Annotated in this window: 21 protein-coding genes and 1 tRNA gene; 15 read left to right on the top strand and 7 right to left on the bottom strand. The window is 66.9% G+C overall.

Features of this window, described 5'->3' with window-relative positions; genetic code table 11:
- Genes K9D25_RS08285 through K9D25_RS08275 form a run of 3 tightly spaced genes read left to right on the top strand, consistent with a single transcriptional unit; the run spans position 1 to position 2,575 of the window.
- Positions 1 to 1,041 (top strand): amidohydrolase family protein, encoded by a 1,041-nt coding sequence (locus K9D25_RS08285; protein ID WP_244450374.1) that lies wholly within the window; start codon positions 1 to 3, stop codon positions 1,039 to 1,041.
- Positions 1,038 to 1,484, top strand: coding sequence for a cupin domain-containing protein (locus tag K9D25_RS08280; protein ID WP_244450373.1), 447 nt, complete (start codon positions 1,038 to 1,040; stop codon positions 1,482 to 1,484). Before K9D25_RS08285 ends, K9D25_RS08280 begins: the two co-directional genes overlap by 4 nt.
- Positions 1,481 to 2,575 carry an Ldh family oxidoreductase gene (locus K9D25_RS08275; RefSeq protein WP_244450372.1) on the top strand — a complete coding sequence of 365 codons (1,095 nt, stop codon included), beginning with the start codon at positions 1,481 to 1,483 and terminating at the stop codon, positions 2,573 to 2,575. Before K9D25_RS08280 ends, K9D25_RS08275 begins: the two co-directional genes overlap by 4 nt.
- Before the next feature lie 81 nt (positions 2,576 to 2,656).
- Here the strand turns inward: K9D25_RS08275 and K9D25_RS08270 are convergent, their stop codons facing one another.
- Positions 2,657 to 3,628, bottom strand: a complete 972-nt coding sequence (locus tag K9D25_RS08270) for a LysR family transcriptional regulator (protein ID WP_244450371.1) — start codon at positions 3,626 to 3,628, stop codon at positions 2,657 to 2,659.
- 77 nt (positions 3,629 to 3,705) lie between these two features.
- Here K9D25_RS08270 and K9D25_RS08265 point away from each other — a divergent pair, with 77 nt between their 5' ends.
- From K9D25_RS08265 to K9D25_RS08245, 5 genes are all read left to right on the top strand, one after another.
- Positions 3,706 to 4,278 (top strand): flavin reductase family protein, encoded by a 573-nt coding sequence (locus tag K9D25_RS08265; protein WP_244450370.1) that lies wholly within the window; start codon positions 3,706 to 3,708, stop codon positions 4,276 to 4,278.
- Positions 4,275 to 5,375 carry an LLM class flavin-dependent oxidoreductase gene (locus K9D25_RS08260; RefSeq protein ID WP_244450369.1) on the top strand — a complete coding sequence of 367 codons (1,101 nt, stop codon included), beginning with the start codon at positions 4,275 to 4,277 and terminating at the stop codon, positions 5,373 to 5,375. The genes K9D25_RS08265 and K9D25_RS08260 overlap by 4 nt, the downstream gene beginning before the upstream one ends.
- 48 nt (positions 5,376 to 5,423) lie before the next feature.
- Positions 5,424 to 6,458, top strand: coding sequence for a Gfo/Idh/MocA family protein (locus K9D25_RS08255; RefSeq protein ID WP_244450368.1), 1,035 nt, complete (start codon positions 5,424 to 5,426; stop codon positions 6,456 to 6,458).
- Positions 6,459 to 6,467: 9 nt separating this feature from the next.
- Positions 6,468 to 7,016, top strand: coding sequence for a carboxymuconolactone decarboxylase family protein (locus K9D25_RS08250; RefSeq protein WP_244450367.1), 549 nt, complete (start codon positions 6,468 to 6,470; stop codon positions 7,014 to 7,016).
- 70 nt (positions 7,017 to 7,086) lie between these two features.
- Positions 7,087 to 8,049 carry a LysR family transcriptional regulator gene (locus tag K9D25_RS08245; protein WP_244450366.1) on the top strand — a complete coding sequence of 321 codons (963 nt, stop codon included), beginning with the start codon at positions 7,087 to 7,089 and terminating at the stop codon, positions 8,047 to 8,049.
- Between the two features lie 75 nt (positions 8,050 to 8,124).
- On the opposite strand, the gene K9D25_RS08240 is transcribed toward K9D25_RS08245, so the two are convergent.
- The 4 genes from K9D25_RS08240 to K9D25_RS08225 form a co-directional block, all read right to left on the bottom strand.
- Positions 8,125 to 9,633 carry a tripartite tricarboxylate transporter permease gene (locus K9D25_RS08240; RefSeq protein WP_244450365.1) on the bottom strand — a complete coding sequence of 503 codons (1,509 nt, stop codon included), beginning with the start codon at positions 9,631 to 9,633 and terminating at the stop codon, positions 8,125 to 8,127.
- Positions 9,634 to 9,642: 9 nt separating this feature from the next.
- On the bottom strand, positions 9,643 to 10,089 hold the full coding sequence (locus K9D25_RS08235) for a tripartite tricarboxylate transporter TctB family protein (RefSeq protein ID WP_244450364.1): 447 nt from the start codon (positions 10,087 to 10,089) through the stop codon (positions 9,643 to 9,645).
- A gap of 115 nt (positions 10,090 to 10,204) precedes the next feature.
- Entirely contained in the window at positions 10,205 to 11,215 is a 1,011-nt protein-coding gene (locus K9D25_RS08230; RefSeq protein ID WP_244450363.1) for a Bug family tripartite tricarboxylate transporter substrate binding protein, read from the bottom strand.
- Positions 11,216 to 11,294: 79 nt separating this feature from the next.
- Positions 11,295 to 12,431, bottom strand: coding sequence for a Gfo/Idh/MocA family protein (locus tag K9D25_RS08225; RefSeq protein WP_244450362.1), 1,137 nt, complete (start codon positions 12,429 to 12,431; stop codon positions 11,295 to 11,297).
- A gap of 407 nt (positions 12,432 to 12,838) precedes the next feature.
- Between K9D25_RS08225 and K9D25_RS08220 the strand changes: the two genes are divergently transcribed.
- The 4 genes from K9D25_RS08220 to K9D25_RS08205 all read left to right on the top strand — a co-directional run bounded on the left by K9D25_RS08220 (position 12,839) and on the right by K9D25_RS08205 (position 16,540).
- Positions 12,839 to 13,303: a cupin domain-containing protein gene (locus K9D25_RS08220; protein ID WP_244450361.1), complete on the top strand. Its 465-nt coding sequence runs from the start codon at positions 12,839 to 12,841 to the stop codon at positions 13,301 to 13,303.
- 132 nt (positions 13,304 to 13,435) lie between these two features.
- The gene (locus K9D25_RS08215) at positions 13,436 to 14,404 is read left to right on the top strand and encodes a tripartite tricarboxylate transporter substrate binding protein (protein ID WP_244450360.1); all 969 of its coding nucleotides are present in this window, start codon (positions 13,436 to 13,438) and stop codon (positions 14,402 to 14,404) included.
- Between the two features lie 77 nt (positions 14,405 to 14,481).
- Positions 14,482 to 15,006 carry a tripartite tricarboxylate transporter TctB family protein gene (locus tag K9D25_RS08210; protein WP_244450359.1) on the top strand — a complete coding sequence of 175 codons (525 nt, stop codon included), beginning with the start codon at positions 14,482 to 14,484 and terminating at the stop codon, positions 15,004 to 15,006.
- A gap of 10 nt (positions 15,007 to 15,016) precedes the next feature.
- The gene (locus K9D25_RS08205; RefSeq protein WP_244450358.1) at positions 15,017 to 16,540 is read left to right on the top strand and encodes a tripartite tricarboxylate transporter permease; all 1,524 of its coding nucleotides are present in this window, start codon (positions 15,017 to 15,019) and stop codon (positions 16,538 to 16,540) included.
- A gap of 57 nt (positions 16,541 to 16,597) precedes the next feature.
- Here K9D25_RS08205 and K9D25_RS08200 read toward each other — a convergent pair whose 3' ends face one another.
- Together K9D25_RS08200 and K9D25_RS08195 are read right to left on the bottom strand one after the other, a co-directional pair.
- Positions 16,598 to 17,683 carry a Gfo/Idh/MocA family protein gene (locus K9D25_RS08200; RefSeq protein WP_244450357.1) on the bottom strand — a complete coding sequence of 362 codons (1,086 nt, stop codon included), beginning with the start codon at positions 17,681 to 17,683 and terminating at the stop codon, positions 16,598 to 16,600.
- 255 nt (positions 17,684 to 17,938) lie between these two features.
- Positions 17,939 to 18,015, bottom strand: a tRNA-Met gene (locus K9D25_RS08195).
- Positions 18,016 to 18,168: 153 nt separating this feature from the next.
- Here K9D25_RS08195 and K9D25_RS08190 point away from each other — a divergent pair.
- The 3 genes from K9D25_RS08190 (at position 18,169) to K9D25_RS08180 (ending at position 21,601) form a co-directional block, all read left to right on the top strand.
- Complete coding sequence (locus K9D25_RS08190; RefSeq protein WP_244450356.1) at positions 18,169 to 19,104, top strand: CHAD domain-containing protein; 936 nt, start codon at positions 18,169 to 18,171, stop codon at positions 19,102 to 19,104.
- A 48-nt stretch (positions 19,105 to 19,152) separates the two neighbouring features.
- Entirely contained in the window at positions 19,153 to 20,064 is a 912-nt protein-coding gene (locus K9D25_RS08185) for a LysR family transcriptional regulator (RefSeq protein WP_244450355.1), read from the top strand.
- A gap of 331 nt (positions 20,065 to 20,395) precedes the next feature.
- The gene (locus tag K9D25_RS08180; protein ID WP_244450354.1) at positions 20,396 to 21,601 is read left to right on the top strand and encodes an NAD-dependent formate dehydrogenase; all 1,206 of its coding nucleotides are present in this window, start codon (positions 20,396 to 20,398) and stop codon (positions 21,599 to 21,601) included.
- Positions 21,602 to 21,721 lie beyond the last annotated feature (120 nt).

The raw sequence follows: 21,721 nt of genomic DNA, 5'->3' as shown, positions 1-21,721 counted from the left end.
ATGACCCCTCTCGCGCCTGCCGCTCCCGTCATCGACGTTCACGCCCATATCCTCACCGAGGACATGATGGCCCGCATGCGGCGCGAGGCGCCCGAGATCGGGCCGACACTCTCGGAGGTCGACGAAGAGGGCGGCGTCCTGAAGGTCGGCGACATCGTGCAGCGGCCGTTTCCGCGCGGCGGCTGGGATCTCGACCGGCGCCTGGCCGATCTCGATCATGCCGGCTTCGATCTTCAGGTGCTCTCCAACTGCCCGCAGACCTTCCTTTATGAGCGCGAGGCGGCGCTGACCGGGGCGCTGTGCCAGATTCAGAACGAGGCGATTGCCGATCTGGCGCGGCGCCACCCGACCCGGTTCCTCGGCATCGCCACCCTGCCGATGCAGGATCCCGCCCGCGCGGCGGACGAATTGCGGCGCGCGGTGACCAAGCTGGGGCTGAAAGGCGCGCAGATCGGCTCGCATATCGAAGGCAAGAACCTCGACGATCCGGCGCTGGAACCGGTCTGGGCCACCGCCGAGGAACTCGGCGCCTTCATCCTGATCCATCCGCAGAAGACCGCGGCCGCGAACCGCACCAACGAATTCTATCTCAAGAACCTGATCGGCAACCCGCTGGAAACCACCATCGCGGCGGCCTCGCTGGTGTTCGGCGGCGTGCTGGAGCGCTACCCCGACCTGAAGATCTGCCTGGTGCATGGCGGCGGCTTTCTGCCGTTCCAGACCGGCCGCATGATTCATGGCTGGAAGGAGCGGCCGGAATGCCGGCGCTTCATCAGCGAGAGCCCGGAAGTGTCGATCCGGCGGCTGTATTTCGACACGCTGACCCATTTCGGCCCGGCGCTGCGCTATCTCACCGATACGTTCGGTGCCGATCATGTGCTGCTGGGCAGCGACTACCCGTTCGACATGGGCACGCTGGAAGGCGCCCGGCAGGTCCGCGCCGCCGGCCTGTCGAAAGCGGACGAGACCGCGATCCTCGGCAGCACCGCCGCCGGCTGGTTCGGCCTCGACGCGCAGACCCGCAAGGCGGTGAACGCATGAGCACGCTGCCCCCCGCCCCCGCCATCCTGCGCCCGAACGACCTGCCCGTGACCGAGCGTGGCGGCGGTGCCCGCACTGTCCGGCTCGTCACCGCCGAGATCGGCTCGCAGAAGCTGCTCAACGGCATCACCCGCTTCGGGCCGGGCGCCTCCATTCCGCTGCACAGCCATAATTGCGAGGAGAGCGTGATCATCCTCGAAGGCGACGCGGTGTTCGAGATCGACGGCGTCACCTATGCGCTGTCGCAGCACGACACGACGTGGATTCCCCCTGATGTGCCGCACCGCTTCCGCAACGCCTCGGACAGCGCGCCGCTCGCCATCTTCTGGACCTATGCCGATGTCGCGGCCACCCGCACCCTGACGGCAAGCGGCGAGACCCGCTCCATCGCTTCCGAACATTCGGCAGGCCCGAAAACCCCTTCCGCAGGTACGCCCCAATGAATGCCGCCGTGAAGCCGGATTCCGGCGCCCCCGCCACTCTACCCCCGGCCGCGCTTGAACGCCTGATCACCGACGCGATGCGGGTGTGCGGCCTGCCGGCCACGGACGCGCAGCGCGTCGCCACCCTCATGGTCGAGGCCGACCTTACCGGCGCCGACGGCCACGGCATCTTCCGCCTGCCGCAATATGTGCGGCGGCTGAAGGGTGGCGCGGTCAATCCGACCCCGACCATTTCCGTCGCGCGATCCGCCCCCGGCGTCGCGCTGGTCGATGGCGACAACGGCATGGGTCACCTGGTGATGTCAACCGCGGCCGACACCGCCGTCGCGATGGCCCGCGAGATCGGTGTCGCCTGGGTCGGCGTGCGCCGTTCCAACCATGCCGGCCCGGCCTCGCTCTATGTCGACATGCTGGCAAGGCGCGGCATGGTCGGCATCTACTCGGTGGTCGCGAGTTCCAACCATATGGCGATCTGGGGCGGCACCTCGTCCCTGCTAGGCACCAACCCGCTCGCCATCGCCATTCCCGCCGGCGAGGGCAAGCCGCCGGTGCTGCTCGACATCGCCACCACCGTCGTCTCCTATGGCACGGTGAAGAAGCACCTGTTGAACGACGTTCCAATGCCGGAAGGCTGGCTGGTGAGCAAAGCCGACGGCAGCGCCATCACCGACCCCAAGCGCAGCGGGGAAGGCCTGCTGCTGCCGATCGGCGGCTATAAGGGCTCCGGCCTCGCCCTGATGCTCGGCCTGCTCGCCGGCACGCTGAACGGCGCGGCCTTCGGCAGCGAGGTGGTCGACTTCAACGCCGATTCCTCGACCGAAACCAATACCGGCCATTTCATCCTGGCGCTGGATGTCGCCCGCTTCATGCCGCCGGAAGCCTTCGCGGCGCTGCTGGCGAGGCAGCTCGATGAGCTGCGCAACGACACCCCGCTGCCCGGCACCGAGGGGGTGCGCATTCCCGGCGATCGGCGCGCCGTGCTGCGCGAGGCCCGCGCCCGCGAGGGCGTGCCGATGCCGGCCGCACTGCGACGCCAGCTCGACACGCTCGCCGCCGATCTCGCCATTCCCCCGCTTGCCGGTCCGGTGTGACGGAACCCGGCAGCCCGCGACGGCCGACGCCCAAACCATCGACAACGGGGCCTTCAAGCCCGGCGACGCGATGACCGGCGGTCACGACGACACGCCGGCATCTCCATATAGCCCGGCGCGCTCGCCCCAGACCCGGCCGATCCGCGCGGTCTCCTGCGCGAGGATATCGAGAAAGGCCGCCGCGGCCGGGTCCAGCGACCGCCGCGCCGGCTCGATCTGCACGAGGTCGATGCCGAGCGGGGGCGCGTCGATCGGATTGACGGTGAAGCGGCGCATGGCCTGCGCTCCGGCCGACCATTCGACCTCCTGCGCCATCATCAGCCCGGGCAGGATCGCCACCCAGTCGGTCGAGGCGACGAAGTCCAGCGTGCCCATCATGGCATCGAGTTCGAGCCGCTGCTCCACCGCGACGCCGTTGGAGGCGAGATAGGTTTCGATGCTGGCGCGCCGGGCGTTCTGCGCGCTCGGCACCACCACTTTCAACGGGCCGAGATCGGCCAGTCGCACCGGCCGCATATGCTCCCGCGCCGCGTCCGCCGCCGAGACCAGAACTTCCGGCGTATAGGCGAAGCGCGTGGTCTTCACGCCCACCGTCGCGGTCGAGGCCGGCACGATGGCAAAGGCGAGCTCGCCGGCCCGCACCTGCTGGGTGAGGGTCGCCGAATAGGCTTCGGTCACGCGCACCACGACATTGGGATGCAACGCGACGAAGCGGGCGAGCGCCGGGGCCAGCACGGAGCGGGTCATGGTCGGCATCAGGCCCACCACCATCTCGCCGTCGAGACCGGTGCCGAACCGGCCCACCGAGCGATTGGCCGCCTCGTTGAGCCGCAGCAGCTCGATGCAGTGCCGGTAATAGCTCTCGCCGGCCGGTGTCGGCTGCACCGTGCCGCCACCGCGCGCGAAGAGCTTCACCCCGAAGCGGTCCTCGATCTTGCGGATGTGCTGCGAGACGCCGGACTGGGTGGCGTTTTCCCGCTCGGCGGCGGCGGTGAAGGAGCGCTCCTCATAGGCCGCCACGAACAGTCGGATATCCCGCAGGGTCTCGCTCATCGCCATTATGTTTCCTGATGGAGGCGAGCATATCATATCATTTCTACAGCGAGCGCGACCGCCTTAACGTCGTCCTCATGAGCGAACATGTCATCGATTTCCGATCCAGCGACGATCATGGTCATTTCCGACGGGCGCTCGGGCGCTTCGCCACCGGGGTCACCGTCGTCACCACGCGCACGGCCGACGGAAAGCTCGAAGGGCTGACCGCCAACAGCTTCTCCTCGGTCTCGCTCGACCCGCCGCTGGTGCTGTGGAGCCTGCGCCGGCAGGCCCCTTCCCTCGCGAATTTCACGATGGCGGGCCATTTCGCGGTCAATGTGCTGGGCACGCACCAGAAGCATCTGTGCCGGCATTTCGCGACGCCGCAGCCGGACAAGTTCGAAACCGTCGCGCACCGCATCGGTGATCACGGCGCGCCGCTGATCGAGGAGGCGATCGCCCGTTTCGAATGCCGCACCGAGCAGATCATCGAGGCCGGCGACCATCTCATCTTCCTCGGCCGGGTGCTGCGCGCCGCGCATCGCGACGGTGAACCGCTGATTTTCGCCACCGGCGCCCTTTGCAGCGCCGCCACTCTGCCGGCCGACGCGCCGGCCCATGACAGCACCGCGAACAACGCTTTCGCGAACCGGGAACGCGCATCATGAAACTCGGCTTTTTCACCATGCCGATCCACCCGCTGCACCGTCCGCTGAGCGAGACGCTGCAGGAGGACCGGGAATTCTGCCTCATCGCCGAGAAGCTGGGGTTCTGCGAGGGCTATTTCGGCGAGCATGTGACCGACGGCGCCGAGACCATCACCTCTTCCCTCATCTTCATCGCCTGGCTGCTGAACGAGACCAAGACCATCAAGCTCGGCTCCGGCACCATCAACCTGCCGAACCAGCACCCCGCGCGCGTGGCCGGCGAGGTGGCGATGCTCGATCACATGGCCAGGGGCCGCTATCTCATGGGCATCAGCCCTGGCGGCCTGCTGTCCGATGCCGAAGTGTTCGGTAATCTCGACAAGAACCGCACCGAGATGTTCGTCGAGGCCATCGACCACATCCTCGCCATCTGGTCGGGCGAGCCGCCCTACAATCTGCAAGGCAAGTACTGGAACATCACCACCGAGCGCACCTACATCCCCGCGCTCGGACAGGGGGCGATGCACAAGCCCTATCAAACGCCGCACCCCCCGATCGTCATCACCGCGGTCGCGCCGTTCTCCAAGGGCGTAACCGAGGCCGCGCAACGCGGCTGGGACCCGATCTCGGCGAATTTCCTGCTGCCCTGCTGGGTCAAGACCCACTGGCCGCGCTATGTCGAGGGCTGCGAGAAGGGCGGCCGGCCGGCCGACCCCGCCAACTGGCGCGTGGCCAAGAGCATCTTCGTGGCCGATGATCTCGCCACGGCGAAGCGCTACGCGACCGAGCCCGGCAGCCCCTATTATGCCTATTACAACTCGCTGGCGACCAAGCTGGTGAGCAATGGCCGGGCGAACCTGTTCAAGCGCGACCCGAACGCGCCGGACAGCTCGGTGACGGTCGACAGCGTGCTGTCCGATCTCGTCATCTGGGGCACGCCGGACAAGGTTGCCGACGAACTCGCCGCGTTTCAGGATGAGATCGGCGAATTCGGAACCCTGCTCTATGCCGGCCATGACTGGGCGGACAAACAGCTCGCCATACGTTCCCTGGAACTGATGGCGGAGAAAGTGATGCCGGCGGTGAATGCCGGGCGCCACTCCGCAGCCGCCGAATAGCAGTCTCAAGATCAGAAGCCGCCGGTCAAGGCGGCAGGGGAGGACCATATGATCCGCGCCGCAATTGCCGGCCTTGGCTGGTGGGGCAAGCACATGATCCGTCGCATGGCGGATTCCGACCAGCTTCGCATCGTCGCCGCCATCGACACATCGGATGCGCAGGCCGCCTTTGCCGCCGAGCATGGCATCCCGCTCACCACGAACTGGGACGACGTGCTGTCCGATCCCTCGATCGACGCGGTGATCCTGTGCACCCCGCATTCGCTGCACACCGCGCAGGTCGCCATGGTCGCGCAGGCGGGCAAGCATGTGTTCTGCGAGAAGCCCCTCGCTTTGACCCGTGCCGACGCCGAACGTTCGGTCGCCGCCTGCCGCGCCGCAGGTGTCCGGCTCGGCATCGGCCATGAGCGGCGCTACGAGCTCGCCATGCTGCAGATCAAGGAGCTTGTGCAGTCCGGCGCGCTCGGCACGATCATGCATGTCGAGGCGAATTTCAGCCATGACAAGCTTGCCGCCGTGCCGAAGACCGACTGGCGCGCCTCCACAGTGGACGCTCCCGCCGCCGGCATGACCGCCATGGGCATTCATCTGACCGACGGTTTTCTCGAACTGTTCGGTCCGATCCGCGAGGTCTATGCCGCGACCTCGACGCGGGCGACCGACCGGCCGAATGGCGATGTGGTTTCCGTCCACACGCGCTTCGCGTCCGGCGCCACCGGCTATCTCAACGCCATTCTGGTCACGCCGCTCTATATCGGCATCACCGTGTTCGGCACCGAGGCCTGGGTCGAGGCGCGCAACCAGACGCACCCCGACACGCCGGGCCCGACGACGCTGACCGTCCAGCACAAGGACGGACGGCGGGATGTGCGCGAATATGAGTGGACCGACACGGTGCGCGCCAATCTCGAAGCCTTCGCCCGCTCGATCGAGACCGGCGCGCCCTATGTGTTCACCGACGAGCAGAAGGTCGGCAACATCGCCGTGCTTGAAGCGATCTGCCGCTCGGTGGCGACCAACATGCCGGTCACGGTCGAGGCCGCCGCGCCGTCCGGCCGTCCCTCCCTCGCCGCCAGCGCCTGAGGAGGTGACATGAACAGCCAGACCGGCACTCCCCCGCGCTATCGCGAACTGAACCCCGCCGATCTCGACGCCGAGCAGCTCCGCATCTTCGACGCCATCGGCCGTCCGCGGGCCGGCGCGGTGCCGGCGCCGTTCCACATCTATGTCGAGAGCCCGGAGCTGGCCGAGACCGCGCAGGCGGTCGGCGCCTTCTGTCGCTATCGCACCGGCCTTCCGCCGCGCCTGTCGGAACTCGCCATTCTCACCACCGCCTCCTTCTGGGGCGCGGAATATGAGTTCGGCGTGCATGCCGGCGAGGCGCGCAAGGCCGGGGTGCCGGAGTTCGAGATCGAGGCGCTCGCCGACGGACGCCGTCCGGATTTCACGGATGACGACGCCGCGCTGGTGCATGATTTTTCCGCCGCGATCTACCAGCACAAGGATGTGCCGGACGAGCTGTTCGCGGCGGCGGTGACGCGCTTTGGCCGTCGCACGGTGATCGAGTTGACCGGCTTGCTCGGCTACTACTCGATGCTCGCCATCGCCCTGCGGGTGTTTCGGGTTCCCTCGCCTGCGTGAGAGGATTTTTTGCGTTCAGCACGAAGGGCGCGCCACAAAACAACAGGCGCCCTTCCCGGAGGAAGACGCCATGGAATTGCGTAGCATCGAAGCCTTCGTGCGCGTTGCCGAACTTGGCAGCATCACACGCGCCTCCCGCGATCTCGGTATCGTCCAGCCGGCGCTGAGCCGGCATATCCAGCGCATCGAGACGGAAATCGGCGCCCAGCTCCTCGTCCGGTTGCCGCGCGGGGTACAGCTCACCCTGGCGGGTCGTCGTTTCCTCCAGCACAGCCGCCGCATCCTCCAGGAAGTGGCTCACGCCGCGCAGGAGATGAACATTGGCGGCGACGGCGTGTCGGGCAAGGTGGTGGTCGGCATCTCGCCGACCCTGTCCTCGCTTCTCGCCCCCGGCCTCATCGAGCGCTGTATCGCGACCTACCCGGCGATTAACCTCACCATCGTCGAGGAATTCACCCGGCGGCTGCAGGTCGATCTGGTCAATGCCCAGGTCGATCTCGCCCTGCTCACCAACCCGCCGCCGAACCGTGCGCTGCGCTTCACGGCGGTGCTGACCGAGCCGATCGTCGTGGTCATGCCGCGCCAGCAGCGCGGTGTCTCGCCGGTGGTGACGCTGGATGAGCTGGCCTCGACGCCCATGCTGGTCACGCGCGGCATCCGCGCGCTGGTCGACGAGCAGCTCGCCTCGCACGGCGTCTGCGTCGAGGTGGATTGCGAGATCGACGCGGTGGAAGCCATTCGGCGGATGCTGCTGCGGGGGCGTGGGGCCTCGATCATGCCGATCTCGACCTTTCGCAAGGAGATCGACGAAGGCCAGCTCACCGGGCTCGCGGTGGGCGGCGTCAATCTCAGCCGCACCATCATGCTCTCGCATGTCGGCGACAAGGTCAGCCCGGCGGCACATGCGGTGATGGGACTGCTGCGCGCCGAGATCGACGCCCTGGCCCAGCGCGGCCTCTTCAGCGCGCTCCCGGACACCAACGCCTCGCACTGGGCGGCACCGCAGCGCCGGACCCTTGCCGGCGTCGCCTGATCCTCTTTCCGCCTCCCAACGCAAAACGGCCGGGCTCCCTGCCCGGCCGTTGTCGTTTGAGCCGGAGAGCAGCTCCTAATCCGTGCTCTCCTCAAAGGCACGCTGGCGCGTCATGCGGATCATCGGCGCCACCAGCACGATCAGCAGCAGCACCGTCAGCACCAGGAAGCTGAGGCTGATCGGCCGCTGGACGAACACCATCGGGTCACCATGGGAGATCAGCAGCGCGCGGCGCAGCGTTTCCTCGATCATCGGGCCAAGGATGAAGCCGAGCAGCAGGGGCGCCGGCTCGCAATGCAGGCGCTTCATCAGATAGCCGAACGCACCGAACACCGCCGCCAGCACCACATCGAGCGCATTATTGTTGATGCTGTACACGCCGATGCAGCAGAACAGCATGATGGCGGGATAGAGCATGCGGTAGGGCACCGAGAGCAGCTTCACCCAGATGCCGACCAGCGGCAGGTTGAGCACAACCAGCATGAGATTGCCCAACCACATCGAGGCGATGAGGCCCCAGAACAGATCCGGCCGCTGGGTCATGAGCTGCGGGCCGGGCGACAGGCCCTGCATCATCAGCGCGCCGATCATCAGCGCCATCACCGCGCTCGACGGCAGGCCCAGCGTCAGCATGGGAATGAAGGCCGTCTGCGCCGCGGCATTGTTGGCCGCCTCCGGCCCGGCGACGCCGGCGATGGCGCCCTTGCCGAATTCGCCGGGGGTCTTCGACAGCTTCTTTTCCAGCGCATAGGTGGAGAACGACGCCAGCACCGGCCCCCCGCCCGGCAGCAGGCCGAGCGCGCCGCCGAGCAGGGTGCCGCGCAAGGCCGGCGGCACGAAGCGGCGGAAATCCGCCCAGCGTGGCCAGAGCCCGCGCACCTCCTTCACGAAGCTGCGCTCCTCGTCCTTCTGCGTGAGATTCGAGATGGTCTCGCCGATGCCGAACATGCCCATGGCGATCACCGCGAAGTCGATGCCATCGGCAAAAGCGGGAACGCCGAACGTGTAGCGCTCCAGGCTGGTATTCGCGTCGATGCCCATCGTCCCGAACAGGATGCCGACGAGGATCATCCCCACCGCCTTGACGACCGATCCGTGCGCGAGGATCACGGCCGCCACCAGGCCGAACAGCATCAGCGAGAAATAGTCGGCCGGCCCGAAATCGAGCGCGACCTCCGCCAGCGCCGGCGCCGCCACCGCGATCACGACGGTGGCCAGCGTGCCGGCAATGAAGGAACACAGCGCCGCCGTAGCGAGCGCCAGCCCGGCCTGTCCCTTGCGGGCCATCTGGTAGCCGTCAATGGCCGTCACCACCGAGGAACTTTCACCGGGAAGATTGACGAGGATCGCCGTGGTCGAGCCGCCATATTGCGCGCCGTAATAAATGCCGGCGAGCATGATCAGCGCCGCCGGCGCCGGCAGCGCGAAGGTGACCGGCAGCAGGATCGAGATCGTCGCCACCGGCCCGAGGCCGGGCAGCACGCCGATGATCGTGCCGAGCAGCACGCCGAGAAAACCATAGACCAGGTTCGCCGGCGTCATCGCCACCGAGAAACCGAGGAAGACATCGTTGAAGAGTTCCATGACCGCCCCTCACCACAGATGCGTGGCGGGCAGATGCAGGCCCAGCCCATAGGAGAATAGGAGCACGCAGAAGCCGACCAGCCCGACCGCGAGCAGCCCGGTTTCCAGCGGCTTGTAATGCTTGCCGGCGATGCGCGCGCCGATGACGACCACCAGGCCGGCGACCGGGAAACCCCAGTCCTCGATCAGCAGGCCGAACAGCAGGATGCTGACGATCAGCAGCGCCAGCGGCCGGAGGTCGATCGAGCCGACCTCTTCGGTCTCGGTGAGGAAGGACCGCAGGACGAGGATGCCGCCGAGCAGGATCAGCCCGCAGCTGATCATCAAGGGGAAATAGCCGGCACCCATGCGGGCCGCGGTGCCGATGGGATAGTCGGAGCCGATGATCATGGCGACCGCGCCGAGGGCGCAGAAGAACAGCCCGGTCACGAAATCGGAGGAAATCCTGATGTCCATGCACAACCCCAATGGATGGTCCGCCGCAGCTTCAGGCCGCGTCGAGGGGGAGAGGATCGGTCGGAACCGGCGAGGGGCCGGTGCCCGGGGGCGCGGCACCTTCGCCGGCGGGACATCAATCGGCCTTGGCGCCGATATCCTTGATGACGGCGCTCCATTTGTCGGCGTCGGCCTGGATATAGGCCTTGAAGTCGGCCGGGCTGGGGCTCGACACCGCGCTGACGCCGGCCTCCGCCATGCGCGCCTTGATGGTCGGATCCTTCATCGCCTCGACGATGGCGGCATGCAGCTTGTCGATGATCGGCTGCGGCGTGCCGGCCGGCGCCAGAATGCCCTGCCAGGACGAGGACACGCTCTTGGGGAAGCCCTGCTCGGTCATGGTGGCCACGTCGGGCAGTTGCGACACGCGTTCCTTGGTGGAAACGCCCAGCGCCTTGAGCCGGCCGCCCTTCACATGGTTGATGCCGGACGAGATGGTCACGAACATCAGGCTGACATGGCCGCCCATCACATCGGCCGTGGCCGGGCCGGCACCGCCCTTATAGGGGACATGGATCATGTCGAGCCCCGCCTCGCGGCGGAACGCCTCCATCTCCAGCCGGTTCACCGAGCCGGTTCCGGGCGAGGCGAAATTCACCTGCCCGGGGCGCGCCTTCACATATTCCACCAGTTCCTTGACATTGTTCGGCGGGAATTGCGGGTTGGCGATCAGCAGGCCGGGCGTGTCGGCGACGATGGAGATCGGGATGAAGTCCTGCAGCGGCTTCACCCGCAGGCTGGAGAACAGCGACGGGTTGATCGACACCGTGCCGACATTGCCGAGGAACAGCGTATAGCCGTCGGGCTTCGCCCGCGCGGCGAAGTCCATGCCGACATTGCCGGCCGCGCCGTCACGGTTTTCGATGACGATCTGCTGACCGAGGATTTCCGAGAGGCGCGGCTGCAGCAGCCGGGCGGCAAAGTCCGACGCGCCACCGGGCGCGAAGGGCACGATCAGCGTGATCGGCTGGTTCGGATAGTCGGACTGTGCCGATGCGGGAAGCGAAGTGGCGAGGCCGACGGCGAGTGCGGCGGCGGCACACACGGCTAAGGAATTAACGGCACGGCGGGTGACGGACATGTTCATCGTTCCCTCCCAGGATAGCCGCGCCGCTTATTGTTCTGGCTGACGCCGGCTCGCTTTGGCGATGTCAGGCACGGCACTTTCAGGCCATGACGGCCTCACGCATCATCTCGCGCTCGCCTTCCACTTCGAGCGGCAGCTTCACCGGACGCCTGAGCTTGGCGGAAAGATCGAGCGCCTTGGTCAGCATGAGCCGGTTATGCGCCTCGGCCGCGGTCGCGTGCTGGGTCGGAAGGTCGAGCGCAATGCGGTTGAGCCAGGATTCGGTCTCGGTACGCATCGGGCCGCGCAGCTCGCCAAGGGCCATGTCGCCCGGCGGATAGCTGCCCATGAAGTCGACGAGCCGGGTCTTGTCCGGCAGGTAGCCCTCTTCCTGCGGCGCCGAGACCGCCAGCACGATGTCGCGATGGGTGTCGTCGATGGTGAGCACGCCGGTGGTGCCAACGATGCCCACCTCAAGGCTGTAGACCGCGCCGGGCCAGGTCACCGGCAGCGCCCACGAGATGGCGAGGTGATAGACCGAGCCGTCGCTCATCATGATCATGCCGGCCGTGCCGTCGATGCCCTGCCAGTCGGTGCCGAGCACCTTGTCGACCGAGCGGGCATAAACCTCGACCGGGGTCTTCGCCTCCAGGTACCACATGACGATATCGAGCGCGTGGGTGCCGGAAATCACCATGGGCGAGATGGTCTTCGGCGCATCGGAGCGCCGGTAATTGTCGATGGCGACCAGCCGGTTCATGAAGGCGCGCGAGGTCACCATGGTGACGTCGCCAAGCGCGCCCGTGCGTACCTTTTCCTTGGCGGCGAGCCAGCGGCGGCGGAAGCGCTGCGTATAGCCCACCACCGCGTCGACACCGGCGTTCTCGATCTCGCGCAGCACGCGCAGGGAATCGTCGAGATGGGTGGCGAGCGGCTTTTCGATCAGCATCGGCAGGTTGCGTTCGAGCGCCGCCATAACAGGATCGACATGCAGATGCTCGTCGGTGGCGACGATCACCGCCGTCACCTCGGGCCGCTTCAGCAATTCGCGATGATCGGTGGTGATGAAGTCGGCGTCGATCTCGGCGCCGACGCGCTGGCCGCGCTCGGGATTGATCTCGGCGAGGCCGATCCAACCCACCGCCGGATGGCGCGCGGCGACCGCGCCGCGAAACAGGCCGACACGTCCGGCGCCGATAATGGCGAGGCCGATACCCTTGGGAGACTGCCGGCGCATCACCGCGCTCCCTCTGCCGCCGCCGCATAGACTTCGCCCTGCGGACGCGCATTGATGGCGTCGTCGTCCATGTTCCTCATGGTTTCCACCCGTTCAATCATTGTTGTTGAGGGTGAGCGGACCATGCGTTTCCAGGCCGCGCAAATGCTCTTTCGCCATTGGGACATAGTGAAAGGGCATGGATGCAGGACCGGCACCAAGGTCGGAGCGGCACCTCCGGGTGACAATTCGACAATTCGTCGGAATTTATTGACTTATGAGAAATGTTCAAACATCGTTCATATGTTAATCTGATCCGGCACGGCGCATCCTTCCGCCTGGAGCGTGCGCTCAACACGTCCGGACCTTGATCCTGACACGGCAAACCGAGAACGAGCCGGCGGGACTGCAACGGGAGGAAGCCACACATGTCCGCACAAGCCGCCATGTCGCGTGAAACCAAGAACGAAGGCGCGGTGAAAGCCGGCGAAGGCGCCTATATTTTCGACCTGCTCACCCTCGACAAGATGGAAGCCGGCCCGACCTACAGCACCGCCATCGGGCCTGTGGTCGAAGGCGAGCGCACGCAGGTCGGCTTGATGCGCAAGGCGCGCGGAACCGGCGCCCGGCCGCATTCACACCCCAATGAGCAGTGGAACTACGTCATTCAGGGACGGCTGCGCGTGAACATCGAGGGCGAGCCGGAACGGATCGCCGGACCCGGCACGCTGATCTTCTTTCCCGCCAACAAGATCCATTCCACCGTCGCCCTGCCGGACGAAGACGTGATCTTCTTTGTCGCCAAGGACCTGTCCTTCGGCATTGCCGGTGTCGCCGCCGACGGCAAGAACACCGGCGCTTTCTATGAGAAGGGCTTCGAGCCCAAGGCCTGATGCAAGCCTGATCGCCCGGGAGACGCGGCTGCGCCAACACCCGCGTCTCTTCTCGACCGCCCGCACCGCACCGGTGCGCGCGGGCCGGCCAGCGCACAAAAACCGCGCGGCCAAAACCTGGGAGGATACCACATGATCAAATTCGCCGCCGGCCTCGCGGCCGTGATGCTGTCTGCCGTCGCCGCCCCGGCGGCGCAGGCGCAGACCTACCCCACCAAGCCGATCGAACTTGTCTGCTCGACCTCGCCCGGCTCCACTGCGGCGCAATGGTGCCAGCTCATGGCGCAGGTGCTCGCCAAGCCCGACGTGCTCGGCAAGCCGGTGAACGTGGTCTACAAGGGTGCCGGCTCCGGCAATGAGGCGGCGGTCTATGTCATGAGCCGCCCCGCGGATGGCTACACGCTGCTGCACGCCAGCGCGAGCTTCTCGGGCTACATGAACCTGCCGACCTTCTCCGCCAAGCCGGACGATTTCGAGTTCCTGGTGAAGGTCGAGAAGTTCGTCTACGGGCTCGCCGTCCGCTCGGACAGCAAGTACCAGACCTTCGGCGAGCTCGTCACCGCCGCCAAGCTGGCGCCGGGCAGCATCGGCGTCGCCGGCAACAAGATCGGCTCGATCCACCACAAGCACATCCTCTCGGCCTTCACGGCGGCGGGCGCCACCGTCAACCACATTCCCTATGAAGGTTCGGGCGACGCGATCCGCGACCTGCTCGGCGGCCATGTGCCAGCGGGGCTCGGCACGATCGGCCAGATCATGCCGCATCAGGAGGCCGGCAAGCTGCGCACCCTCGTGGTGCTCAACGAGACGCGCTCGCCCAAAATGCCCGATGTACCCACCATTCAGGAGCTGGGCTACGTCTACCCGATCTCGCATCAATGGCAGGGCATCTTCGTCAAGAAGGGCACCCCCGAGGACGTCAAGGCCAAGGTGCGCGCCGCCTTCCAGAAGGTGGTCGATGGGCCGGAATATGCCGAATATCTCAAGAACAGCCCGCATGTCGAAAAGGCGTTCGAGACCGATGGCGCCAAGCTGAAGAAGTCGTTCGACGAAGAACGTGAGGGCTACCGCACCTTCATGCAGCAGAACGGCATTCTCTGAGCCACGCCCCTTCTGTCCGCGCCCGGCCAAGGGGCGCGGACGGCCTGTCAACGGCCCCGATCCAAGGGAGCATCGCTATGGAAGAGCGTGGCATCGTCCGTATCAATCGCGGCGTCGCGGAGGTGGTCACCGCCCTCGTGGTTCTCGCCGCCGTCATCGCCCTGTTCGTCAACAGCCTGAGCCTGCCGCCCTCGCCCATGCGCGGCTATCCCGGCCCCGGCTTCATTCCCCGCATCATCCTGCTCTTCACCGGCGCCTTCGCCCTGCTCTGGCTCGGCCGGCTCTATCTCGGCCGGGGAGGCCGTCGGCATGATCCCGGCTCGCCCGAAGCGGAAGCGGAGGCGGCGCCGATCGTCTTCGAATATCGCGATTTCGCCCTCGCCATCGGCGCAGGCGCCCTGTTCGCGGTCGGTCTCGACACGGTCGGCTTCGAGATCACCTGCGTGGCGATCACCTTCGCGCTGCTCTATCCGCGGCTGGATTCCCCGGCGACGAGCGCCTTCGCCGCCGTCGCGACCATGCTGACGATCTATCTCGTCTTCGTGCTGGCCCTCGGCGTGTCGATCCCGCTGGCCTTCCTGCCCAGCTACATCACCTTCTGAGGAGGCCGCGATGGAGGTTCTACTCGACAACCTGATCCCGGCGACGCTTCTGGTCCTGTCGCCGACCAATATCCTGATCATGCTGGCCGGCGTCGTCGTCGGCACGGTGCTGGGCGCCCTGCCCGGCTTCGGCGCGGCGCAGGCGCTGGCGCTGATGTTCCCTTTCACCTTCTTCATGTCGCCGGAAGCGGGAGCGCTGTTCTTCATCTCGATCTATGCGGCGGCGGAATATGGCGGCTCCATCCCGGCGATCCTGATCCGCACGCCCGGCACCGCCGCGGCGGCGGTCACGCTGCTCGACGGCTACCCGATGGCCCAGCAGGGCAAGGCGGCGCGCGCGCTCAAGATCTCGCTCTATACCGGCGTGGTCGGCTCCATCGCCTCCAGCCTGATCTTCCTGTTCGCCGCGTCGGGCCTGGCCTGGATCGGCCTGCAGTTCGGCCCCAGTGAAATGTTCGCGGTCGGCGTGTTCGGCCTGTCGATGATCGGCTCGTTCTTCGGCAACAGCCCGGTGAAGGGCTTCGTCGCCACCGGCATCGGCCTGTTCCTGGCGACCATCGGCAGTTCCGGTTTTGCCGGCCTGCGCTTCACCTTCGGCCTGGAATCGCTGATGGAAGGCCTGCCGCTGATCGTCGTCATCACCGGCCTGATGGCGATGCCGGAAGCGTTCCGGCTGCTGATGGCGCGCAAGGGCGAGGCCGGGCTCGACCTGCAGTCGATCAAGGGCGCGGATCGCGAGAAGAACCATGTCGGCTGGAAGGAGATGAAGAAGCTCTCGCCGACCATGCTGCGCGCGACGGTGATCGGCACCGCCATCGGCTCCATTCCCGGCCCCGGCGCCACCGTGTCCTCGATTGTCGCCTATAATGAGGAACGCCGCGCCTCCAAGCACCCGGAGAAATTCGGCACCGGCTGCGATGAAGGCGTCGCCGCGCCGGAGACCGCCAACAACGCCATCGTCGCCGGCGCGCTCATTCCCTCGCTGGCACTGGGTGTGCCGGGATCGGGCGCCATCGCGATCCTGCTCGGCCTGCTGATCTCCAAGGGTGTGGTGCCCGGCCCACTGCTGTTCGAGCGCAACGGATTGCTGGTGATGGCGGTGTTTGTCGGCCTCATCGCCTCGGCGCTGCTGATGCTGCTCGTCGGCATGGCGGGTGTCCGCGTCTTCGCGCTCGTCGCGCAGATTCCCCGCTACATTCTAGGCCCGTTCGTGCTCATCCTTTTGATCATCGGCGTGTTCGCCGACCAGACCTATACCCCGCACATCATCATGGCGCTGATGCTTGGGGCGGTCGCCTTCTGGTTCGACAAGATCCAGATGCCGGTGATCCCCATCGTGCTCGCCTTCGTCATGGGCCCCATCGTCGAATCCAATCTCAACCGGGCCATGGTGATCCATGGCGGCGATCTCAGCTTCATGCTGACCCGACCGATCACGATGGGCCTGCTGCTGATCGCCCTGATCACCGTGGTCCTGGCGTTCCGGCGGTCCAGTCAGGCGCGCCGGAGCGGCACGCGCCCGGCGACCGCCTGACATGAGACGACCGGCGCCAAGGGCGCCGGTCGCTGGCCGGCATCGCTTTGTTGGAGGTCAGGAAGCGGCGATCATCGCCGCTTTCAGATCGTTGATCTGGGCGATGGAGCGGTTCGACAGCGGCAGATCCACCGGCTCGTTGACCGCCGCCGAGAGATCGGCCGCCAGATAGCTCTCCATCACCATGCGGGCATGTTCGGGCGCCACCATGGGCGCGCGGTCGAGCAGCACCGATTCAAGGAAATGCAGCGTCTCCGGTCCCATCTGGCCGGCAAAGACATGATCGACCTGCTCGCCGGGCATGGTCGACATCGGGAAGCGCGTGCCCCCGCTCACCGTGCTCAGCCAATTGTCGCGCTGCGTGTCGTCGAGGATCAGCGCGCCCTCGGTGCCGGTGATCTCGATCCAGGTGCCGCAATAGTTGGGATAGGCCGGCGGCAGGTTCCAGCCGCCGCCGATCACCACCAGCATGCCGTTATCCATGGTCACGGTGGACCACATGCAGTCATAAGAGCCGTTGACGGCCTGCATGTAGCCATAGGCGCCCTGCGAATAGACGCGGACAGGCTTGGCCGGCTCCAGGAGCCAGAACACGAAATCGAGGTCATGGGTCGATTCCATCGCGGCCGGCGACAGCTTCACCCGCGAGGCGATCTTCTTGCCGAGGCTGCGCGACAAATGGCGCGACACCATCACATTGACCACGCGCCCCAGAGTCCCCTCGGCGATCTGCTTCTTGGCGTAGGCGATCTTGGGGTTGAAGCGCTGGGAATAGCCGATGGTGAATTTCACCCCGTTGCGGTTCGCCAGCTCGATCAGCTCATTGGCCTCCCACAGCTCCATCGCGATCGGCTTCTCCAGCAGGACATGCTTGCCGGCCTTGAGGCAGTCGCGGGCGATCGGGTAGTGCGTGCTCTCTGGCGTGGTCGAGATGTAGACCACCTGAATGGCGTCGTTCGCGACGATGTCACGATAGTCCAGCGTCGCCGTCGCCGCGTTGGTGAGGGTGCGCACCTCCGCGAGCCGCTCGGGCCGGATGTCGCAGATGTGCAGCTTGTCCACCAGTGCCGATCGCGAAAGAGTCTCGGCGCGGATCCCGCCGCACCAGCCCGTGCCAATCACCGCTACCTCGACCTGCCGCATGACCTGATCTCCTTCCGACCCATCGCCCCCGGCGATCGGGAAGACTGGAGACTACCGGAGCTAAATGCCGTAGCGGCAATGCTTTTCAGGCATGCAACCATCAGATCCGGGCATGCGAGGCGCTTCAGCCGCGAGCGGGCGCGGACGCGGACGCCCGGCCATGAACGCAGCGGGTGGGTCGCGACGCGGCGTGGCGGAAGCGGGACGCCAGAACAACAAAACCCGCAGCCGAGGCTGCGGGTTTGTCTGTATCAGTGGTTGCGGGGGCAGGATTTGAACCTGCGGCCTTCAGGTTATGAGCCTGACGAGCTACCGGGCTGCTCCACCCCGCGTCAGAGACGGAAGTCGCCGTGGCGTCTTGCCGATGGCGGCTATCTAGCAATCCGCATGGCCAAATGAAAGGGGGCCGGGCTATCTTTTTGTCACCCTATCGTCGTCTCGGACGTTGAGAAAGCACCTAACAGACTGATTTGGAAAGGTCTTTCATGACGGAGAAGGTTTCGGACAGCGCTGCGGCGCCGGTGGATAGTCCCGCTCCGGCGGGCGATGCGCCGCCGACGCGCCTCGCGCTGGCATTGGACGACGCCTTCACCGAGGCCCACGACGCTCTTGCCCTCCGCGATCCGGAAGCGGCGGTGCACGGGGTGCGCAAGGGCTTCAAGCGGCTGCGGGCGCTGCTGCGGCTCGCCGAGGCCGCCCGCGCGCGCGCGGTCTCCCAGCGCGCCCGCGCCGCCCGGCGCGCCTTGGCACAAACCGCCCGCCATCTCGCCCAGGCCCGCGACGCGGCGGCGCGGGAGGACGCGCTGGACGATCTCGTCGCCAAGGCCGGCCTTGCCAAGGCGACGCGCCGGGCCGCCGGCCGCGCCCTCGCCAGCACCGACGCGCCGGTGCCGCAGGGCGATGGCGTCGGCGCGCATCGCGCCGCGCTGGAGGCAGAAATGGCGGCTCTGGCCGAAGCCCTCCCCCGGCTTGGCGCCGCGCTGGATGACGGCGCGCTGTGTGCGGCGCTGGCCGCCTCCTATGCCAAGGCGCGCCGCGCCGGCCGCGCCGTCGACCCACAAGACGACGAAAGCCTGCATGAGTTGCGCAAGGATGTGATCGCCCAGCGCTACCAGATGGAGCTGGTGGTCGCCGACTGGCCGGGGCTCGGCCAGTTCTGGGTCGACGAATTGCAGCGGCTGCGCGACAAGCTCGGCAAGCATCACGATCTCGCCGTGCTGCGCACGCTGGTCGAAGCGCATCCCGCGCGCGCCGGCCGGCGCCCGGCCTGGTGCGCCCCGCTGCTCGCCGCCATCGCCGCGCGGCAGGGCAAGCTGGCCCACACCGCCCTGCTTCTCCATGCCCGGCTGTTTGCGGAGAAGCCGAAGGCCTTTCGCCGTCGGCTTTCCGCCTATATGTCTGCTGTATCCGAGCGGAAATAGCGGGGCCGGGACGCCACGCCGCACCCTTGAGGAGCTTTGGAACCGCCCATGTTCGTGCGGCAGATGCACTATCTCGTCGCCTTGGCCCGCGAGAAGCATTTCGGCCGTGCGGCGGCCGCCTGCCATGTCACCCAGCCGACGCTGTCCGCCGGCATCCGCAAGCTGGAGCAGGAGCTCGGCGTGCCCATCGTCGCGCGCGGCCATCGCTTTCTCGGCTTCACCGCGGAGGGCGAGCGCGTGCTCGGCTGGGCTAGGCAGATCGCCGCCGATTATGAGAGCCTGAAGCAGGAAAGGGTGGAGACCGGCAGCAGCATAACCGGCACGCTGCGCGTCGGCGCCATTCCCGCCGCGACCGCCGCCGCGCCGGCCCTGCTCGCCCCTTTCCGCGACCGCCATCCCGGGGTGAAGGTGCAGATGCTCACCCTCTCCTCGGCGGCGATCCAGCGCGGGCTCGACGCGATGGAGCTCGACGCCGGCATCACCTATCTCGACAATGAGCCGCTGAACCGCGTGCGCCGCGTGCCGCTCTACCGCGAGCATTATGTCTTCATCACCCGCCCCGACGAGCCGCTCGCCCGCCGGCGCAGCCTGCGCTGGGCAGAAGCGGCGGCGCAGCCCTTGTGCCTGCTCACCCCGGACATGCAGAACCGCCGCATCATCGACCAGGTGATGGGTGAGGCCGGCCTCGCCTCCGCCCCTGTTATCGAGACGAATTCCTTCATGGGCGTGTGGTCCTTTGTGCGGCGCGGCCCGTGGAACAGCCTGGTGCCGGAGGCGAGCTTTCGCGGGCTCGGCGACGGCGCCGATCTCGCCGCCGTGCCGCTGGTGGACCCAGTGCACGTGCAGCCCATCGGGCTGGTGCTGTCCGAACGCGACCCGCTGAGCCCCGTGGCCGGCGCGCTGCACCGGCTGGCGCAGAAGCTGGCGCGCGAGGGGACGCTGGAAGGGCTGTTCGGCTGAGGCATGACGGGCGTGGCTGTTCCGCCCCGCCACCGGTGGCCCCGCGCGGGGCGAAGCGGCGCGCGAACCTTCATATCCGCCGTCTATCAATTGTTCAGCGCTTTCAATTTGAACCGCCGCCCCGCCCGGGCCAGTGTCCAGGGGCCGGCGAGAGGCGGAGCCGATCACCCCGCCCCACCCGGCACAAGGACGACCGCCGCGCCGTTTCGGGACGCTCTTCCGGACCGGCCACCCCTGCAGAGATCAAGACGCCGGCCCGTCCGGCAGGCAGGCTCTGCCGCGTGACGCGGCGGAAACGTCCCCGCTCAACCCCAAGCGAGGAAATGGCCCGATGGCAAAGGTTCTGTGCGTTCTCTACGATGACCCGATCGACGGCTACCCCACCACCTATGCCCGCGACGACCTGCCGAAGATCGACCATTATCCCGGCGGCCAGACCCTGCCGACGCCCAAGGCGATCGACTTCACGCCCGGCACCATGCTCGGCAGCGTGTCCGGTGAACTGGGCCTGCGCAAATATCTCGAATCCAATGGCCACACGCTGGTGGTGACCTCCGACAAGGACGGCCCGGATTCGGTGTTCGAGAAGGAACTGGTCGACGCGGATATCGTCATCTCCCAGCCCTTCTGGCCGGCCTATCTCACGCCCGAGCGCTTCGCCAAGGCGAAGAACCTGAAACTCGCGCTCACGGCCGGCATCGGCTCCGACCATGTCGACCTTCAGTCGGCTATTGATCGTGGCGTCACCGTGGCCGAAGTCACCTATTGCAACTCGATCAGCGTCGCCGAGCATGTGGTGATGATGATCCTGGGCCTGGTGCGCAACTATCTGCCCGCGCATGACTGGGCGCGCAAGGGCGGTTGGAACATAGCCGACTGCGTGAAGCACTCCTACGATCTCGAAGCGATGAGCGTCGGCACCGTCGCCGCCGGCCGCATCGGCCTCGCCGTGCTGCGCAGGCTCGCGCCCTTCGACGTGAAGCTGCACTACACCGACCGTCACCGGCTGCCTGAGTCGGTCGAGAAGGAGCTGAACCTCACCTGGCACGCCTCGCCCACCGACATGTACCCGCATTGCGATGTGGTGACGCTGAACTGCCCGCTGCATCCCGAGACCGAGCATATGGTCAATGAGGAGACGCTGAAGCTGTTCAAGCGCGGCGCCTATATCGTCAACACCGCGCGCGGCAAGCTCTGCGACCGCGACGCCATCGCCCGGGCGTTGGAGAACGGCACGTTGGCCGGCTATGCCGGCGATGTGTGGTTCCCGCAGCCGGCGCCGGCCGATCACCCCTGGCGCACCATGGCGTGGAACGGCATGACGCCGCACATGTCGGGCACCTCGCTCACCGCCCAGACCCGCTATGCCGCCGGCACGCGGGAGATCCTCGAATGCTTCTTCGAGGGCCGGCCGATCCGCGACGAATATCTCATCGTCCAGGGCGGCAACCTCGCCGGCGTCGGCGCGCATTCCTATTCCAAGGGCAACGCGACCGGCGGTTCGGAAGAAGCGGCGAAGTTCAAGAAGGCGGGTTAGAACGCGCGACACTAAGGCGGCTATCGGTCGCCCGCCACGAACGGGCGGCCGCTCTCCCAAAGACTTTGCTGGGCGTGTCGTGTGAACCACGGCGCGCCCTTTTTTCATAGCCGCACTCTT

It is taken from the genome of Ancylobacter polymorphus, from assembly GCF_022836935.1.
GTDB lineage: Bacteria > Pseudomonadota > Alphaproteobacteria > Rhizobiales > Xanthobacteraceae > Ancylobacter > Ancylobacter polymorphus_A.
The sequence above is the reverse complement of the archived record's forward strand: the minus strand, read 5'-3'. Positions and strand labels throughout refer to the sequence as shown.

Bases quoted from the DNA above. Each gene is read 5' to 3' on its own strand.
- K9D25_RS08285 (WP_244450374.1), top strand. From the start codon at position 1: ATGACCCCTCTCGCGCCTGCCGCTCCCGTCATCGACGTTCACGCCCAT.
- K9D25_RS08280 (WP_244450373.1), top strand. From the start codon at position 1,038: ATGAGCACGCTGCCCCCCGCCCCCGCCATCCTGCGCCCGAACGACCTG.
- K9D25_RS08275 (WP_244450372.1), top strand. From the start codon at position 1,481: ATGAATGCCGCCGTGAAGCCGGATTCCGGCGCCCCCGCCACTCTACCC.
- K9D25_RS08270 (WP_244450371.1), bottom strand. From the start codon at position 3,628: ATGAGCGAGACCCTGCGGGATATCCGACTGTTCGTGGCGGCCTATGAG.
- K9D25_RS08265 (WP_244450370.1), top strand. From the start codon at position 3,706: ATGAGCGAACATGTCATCGATTTCCGATCCAGCGACGATCATGGTCAT.
- K9D25_RS08260 (WP_244450369.1), top strand. From the start codon at position 4,275: ATGAAACTCGGCTTTTTCACCATGCCGATCCACCCGCTGCACCGTCCG.
- K9D25_RS08255 (WP_244450368.1), top strand. From the start codon at position 5,424: ATGATCCGCGCCGCAATTGCCGGCCTTGGCTGGTGGGGCAAGCACATG.
- K9D25_RS08250 (WP_244450367.1), top strand. From the start codon at position 6,468: ATGAACAGCCAGACCGGCACTCCCCCGCGCTATCGCGAACTGAACCCC.
- K9D25_RS08245 (WP_244450366.1), top strand. From the start codon at position 7,087: ATGGAATTGCGTAGCATCGAAGCCTTCGTGCGCGTTGCCGAACTTGGC.
- K9D25_RS08240 (WP_244450365.1), bottom strand. From the start codon at position 9,633: ATGGAACTCTTCAACGATGTCTTCCTCGGTTTCTCGGTGGCGATGACG.
- K9D25_RS08235 (WP_244450364.1), bottom strand. From the start codon at position 10,089: ATGGACATCAGGATTTCCTCCGATTTCGTGACCGGGCTGTTCTTCTGC.
- K9D25_RS08230 (WP_244450363.1), bottom strand. From the start codon at position 11,215: ATGAACATGTCCGTCACCCGCCGTGCCGTTAATTCCTTAGCCGTGTGT.
- K9D25_RS08225 (WP_244450362.1), bottom strand. From the start codon at position 12,431: ATGCGCCGGCAGTCTCCCAAGGGTATCGGCCTCGCCATTATCGGCGCC.
- K9D25_RS08220 (WP_244450361.1), top strand. From the start codon at position 12,839: ATGTCCGCACAAGCCGCCATGTCGCGTGAAACCAAGAACGAAGGCGCG.
- K9D25_RS08215 (WP_244450360.1), top strand. From the start codon at position 13,436: ATGATCAAATTCGCCGCCGGCCTCGCGGCCGTGATGCTGTCTGCCGTC.
- K9D25_RS08210 (WP_244450359.1), top strand. From the start codon at position 14,482: ATGGAAGAGCGTGGCATCGTCCGTATCAATCGCGGCGTCGCGGAGGTG.
- K9D25_RS08205 (WP_244450358.1), top strand. From the start codon at position 15,017: ATGGAGGTTCTACTCGACAACCTGATCCCGGCGACGCTTCTGGTCCTG.
- K9D25_RS08200 (WP_244450357.1), bottom strand. From the start codon at position 17,683: ATGCGGCAGGTCGAGGTAGCGGTGATTGGCACGGGCTGGTGCGGCGGG.
- K9D25_RS08190 (WP_244450356.1), top strand. From the start codon at position 18,169: ATGACGGAGAAGGTTTCGGACAGCGCTGCGGCGCCGGTGGATAGTCCC.
- K9D25_RS08185 (WP_244450355.1), top strand. From the start codon at position 19,153: ATGTTCGTGCGGCAGATGCACTATCTCGTCGCCTTGGCCCGCGAGAAG.
- K9D25_RS08180 (WP_244450354.1), top strand. From the start codon at position 20,396: ATGGCAAAGGTTCTGTGCGTTCTCTACGATGACCCGATCGACGGCTAC.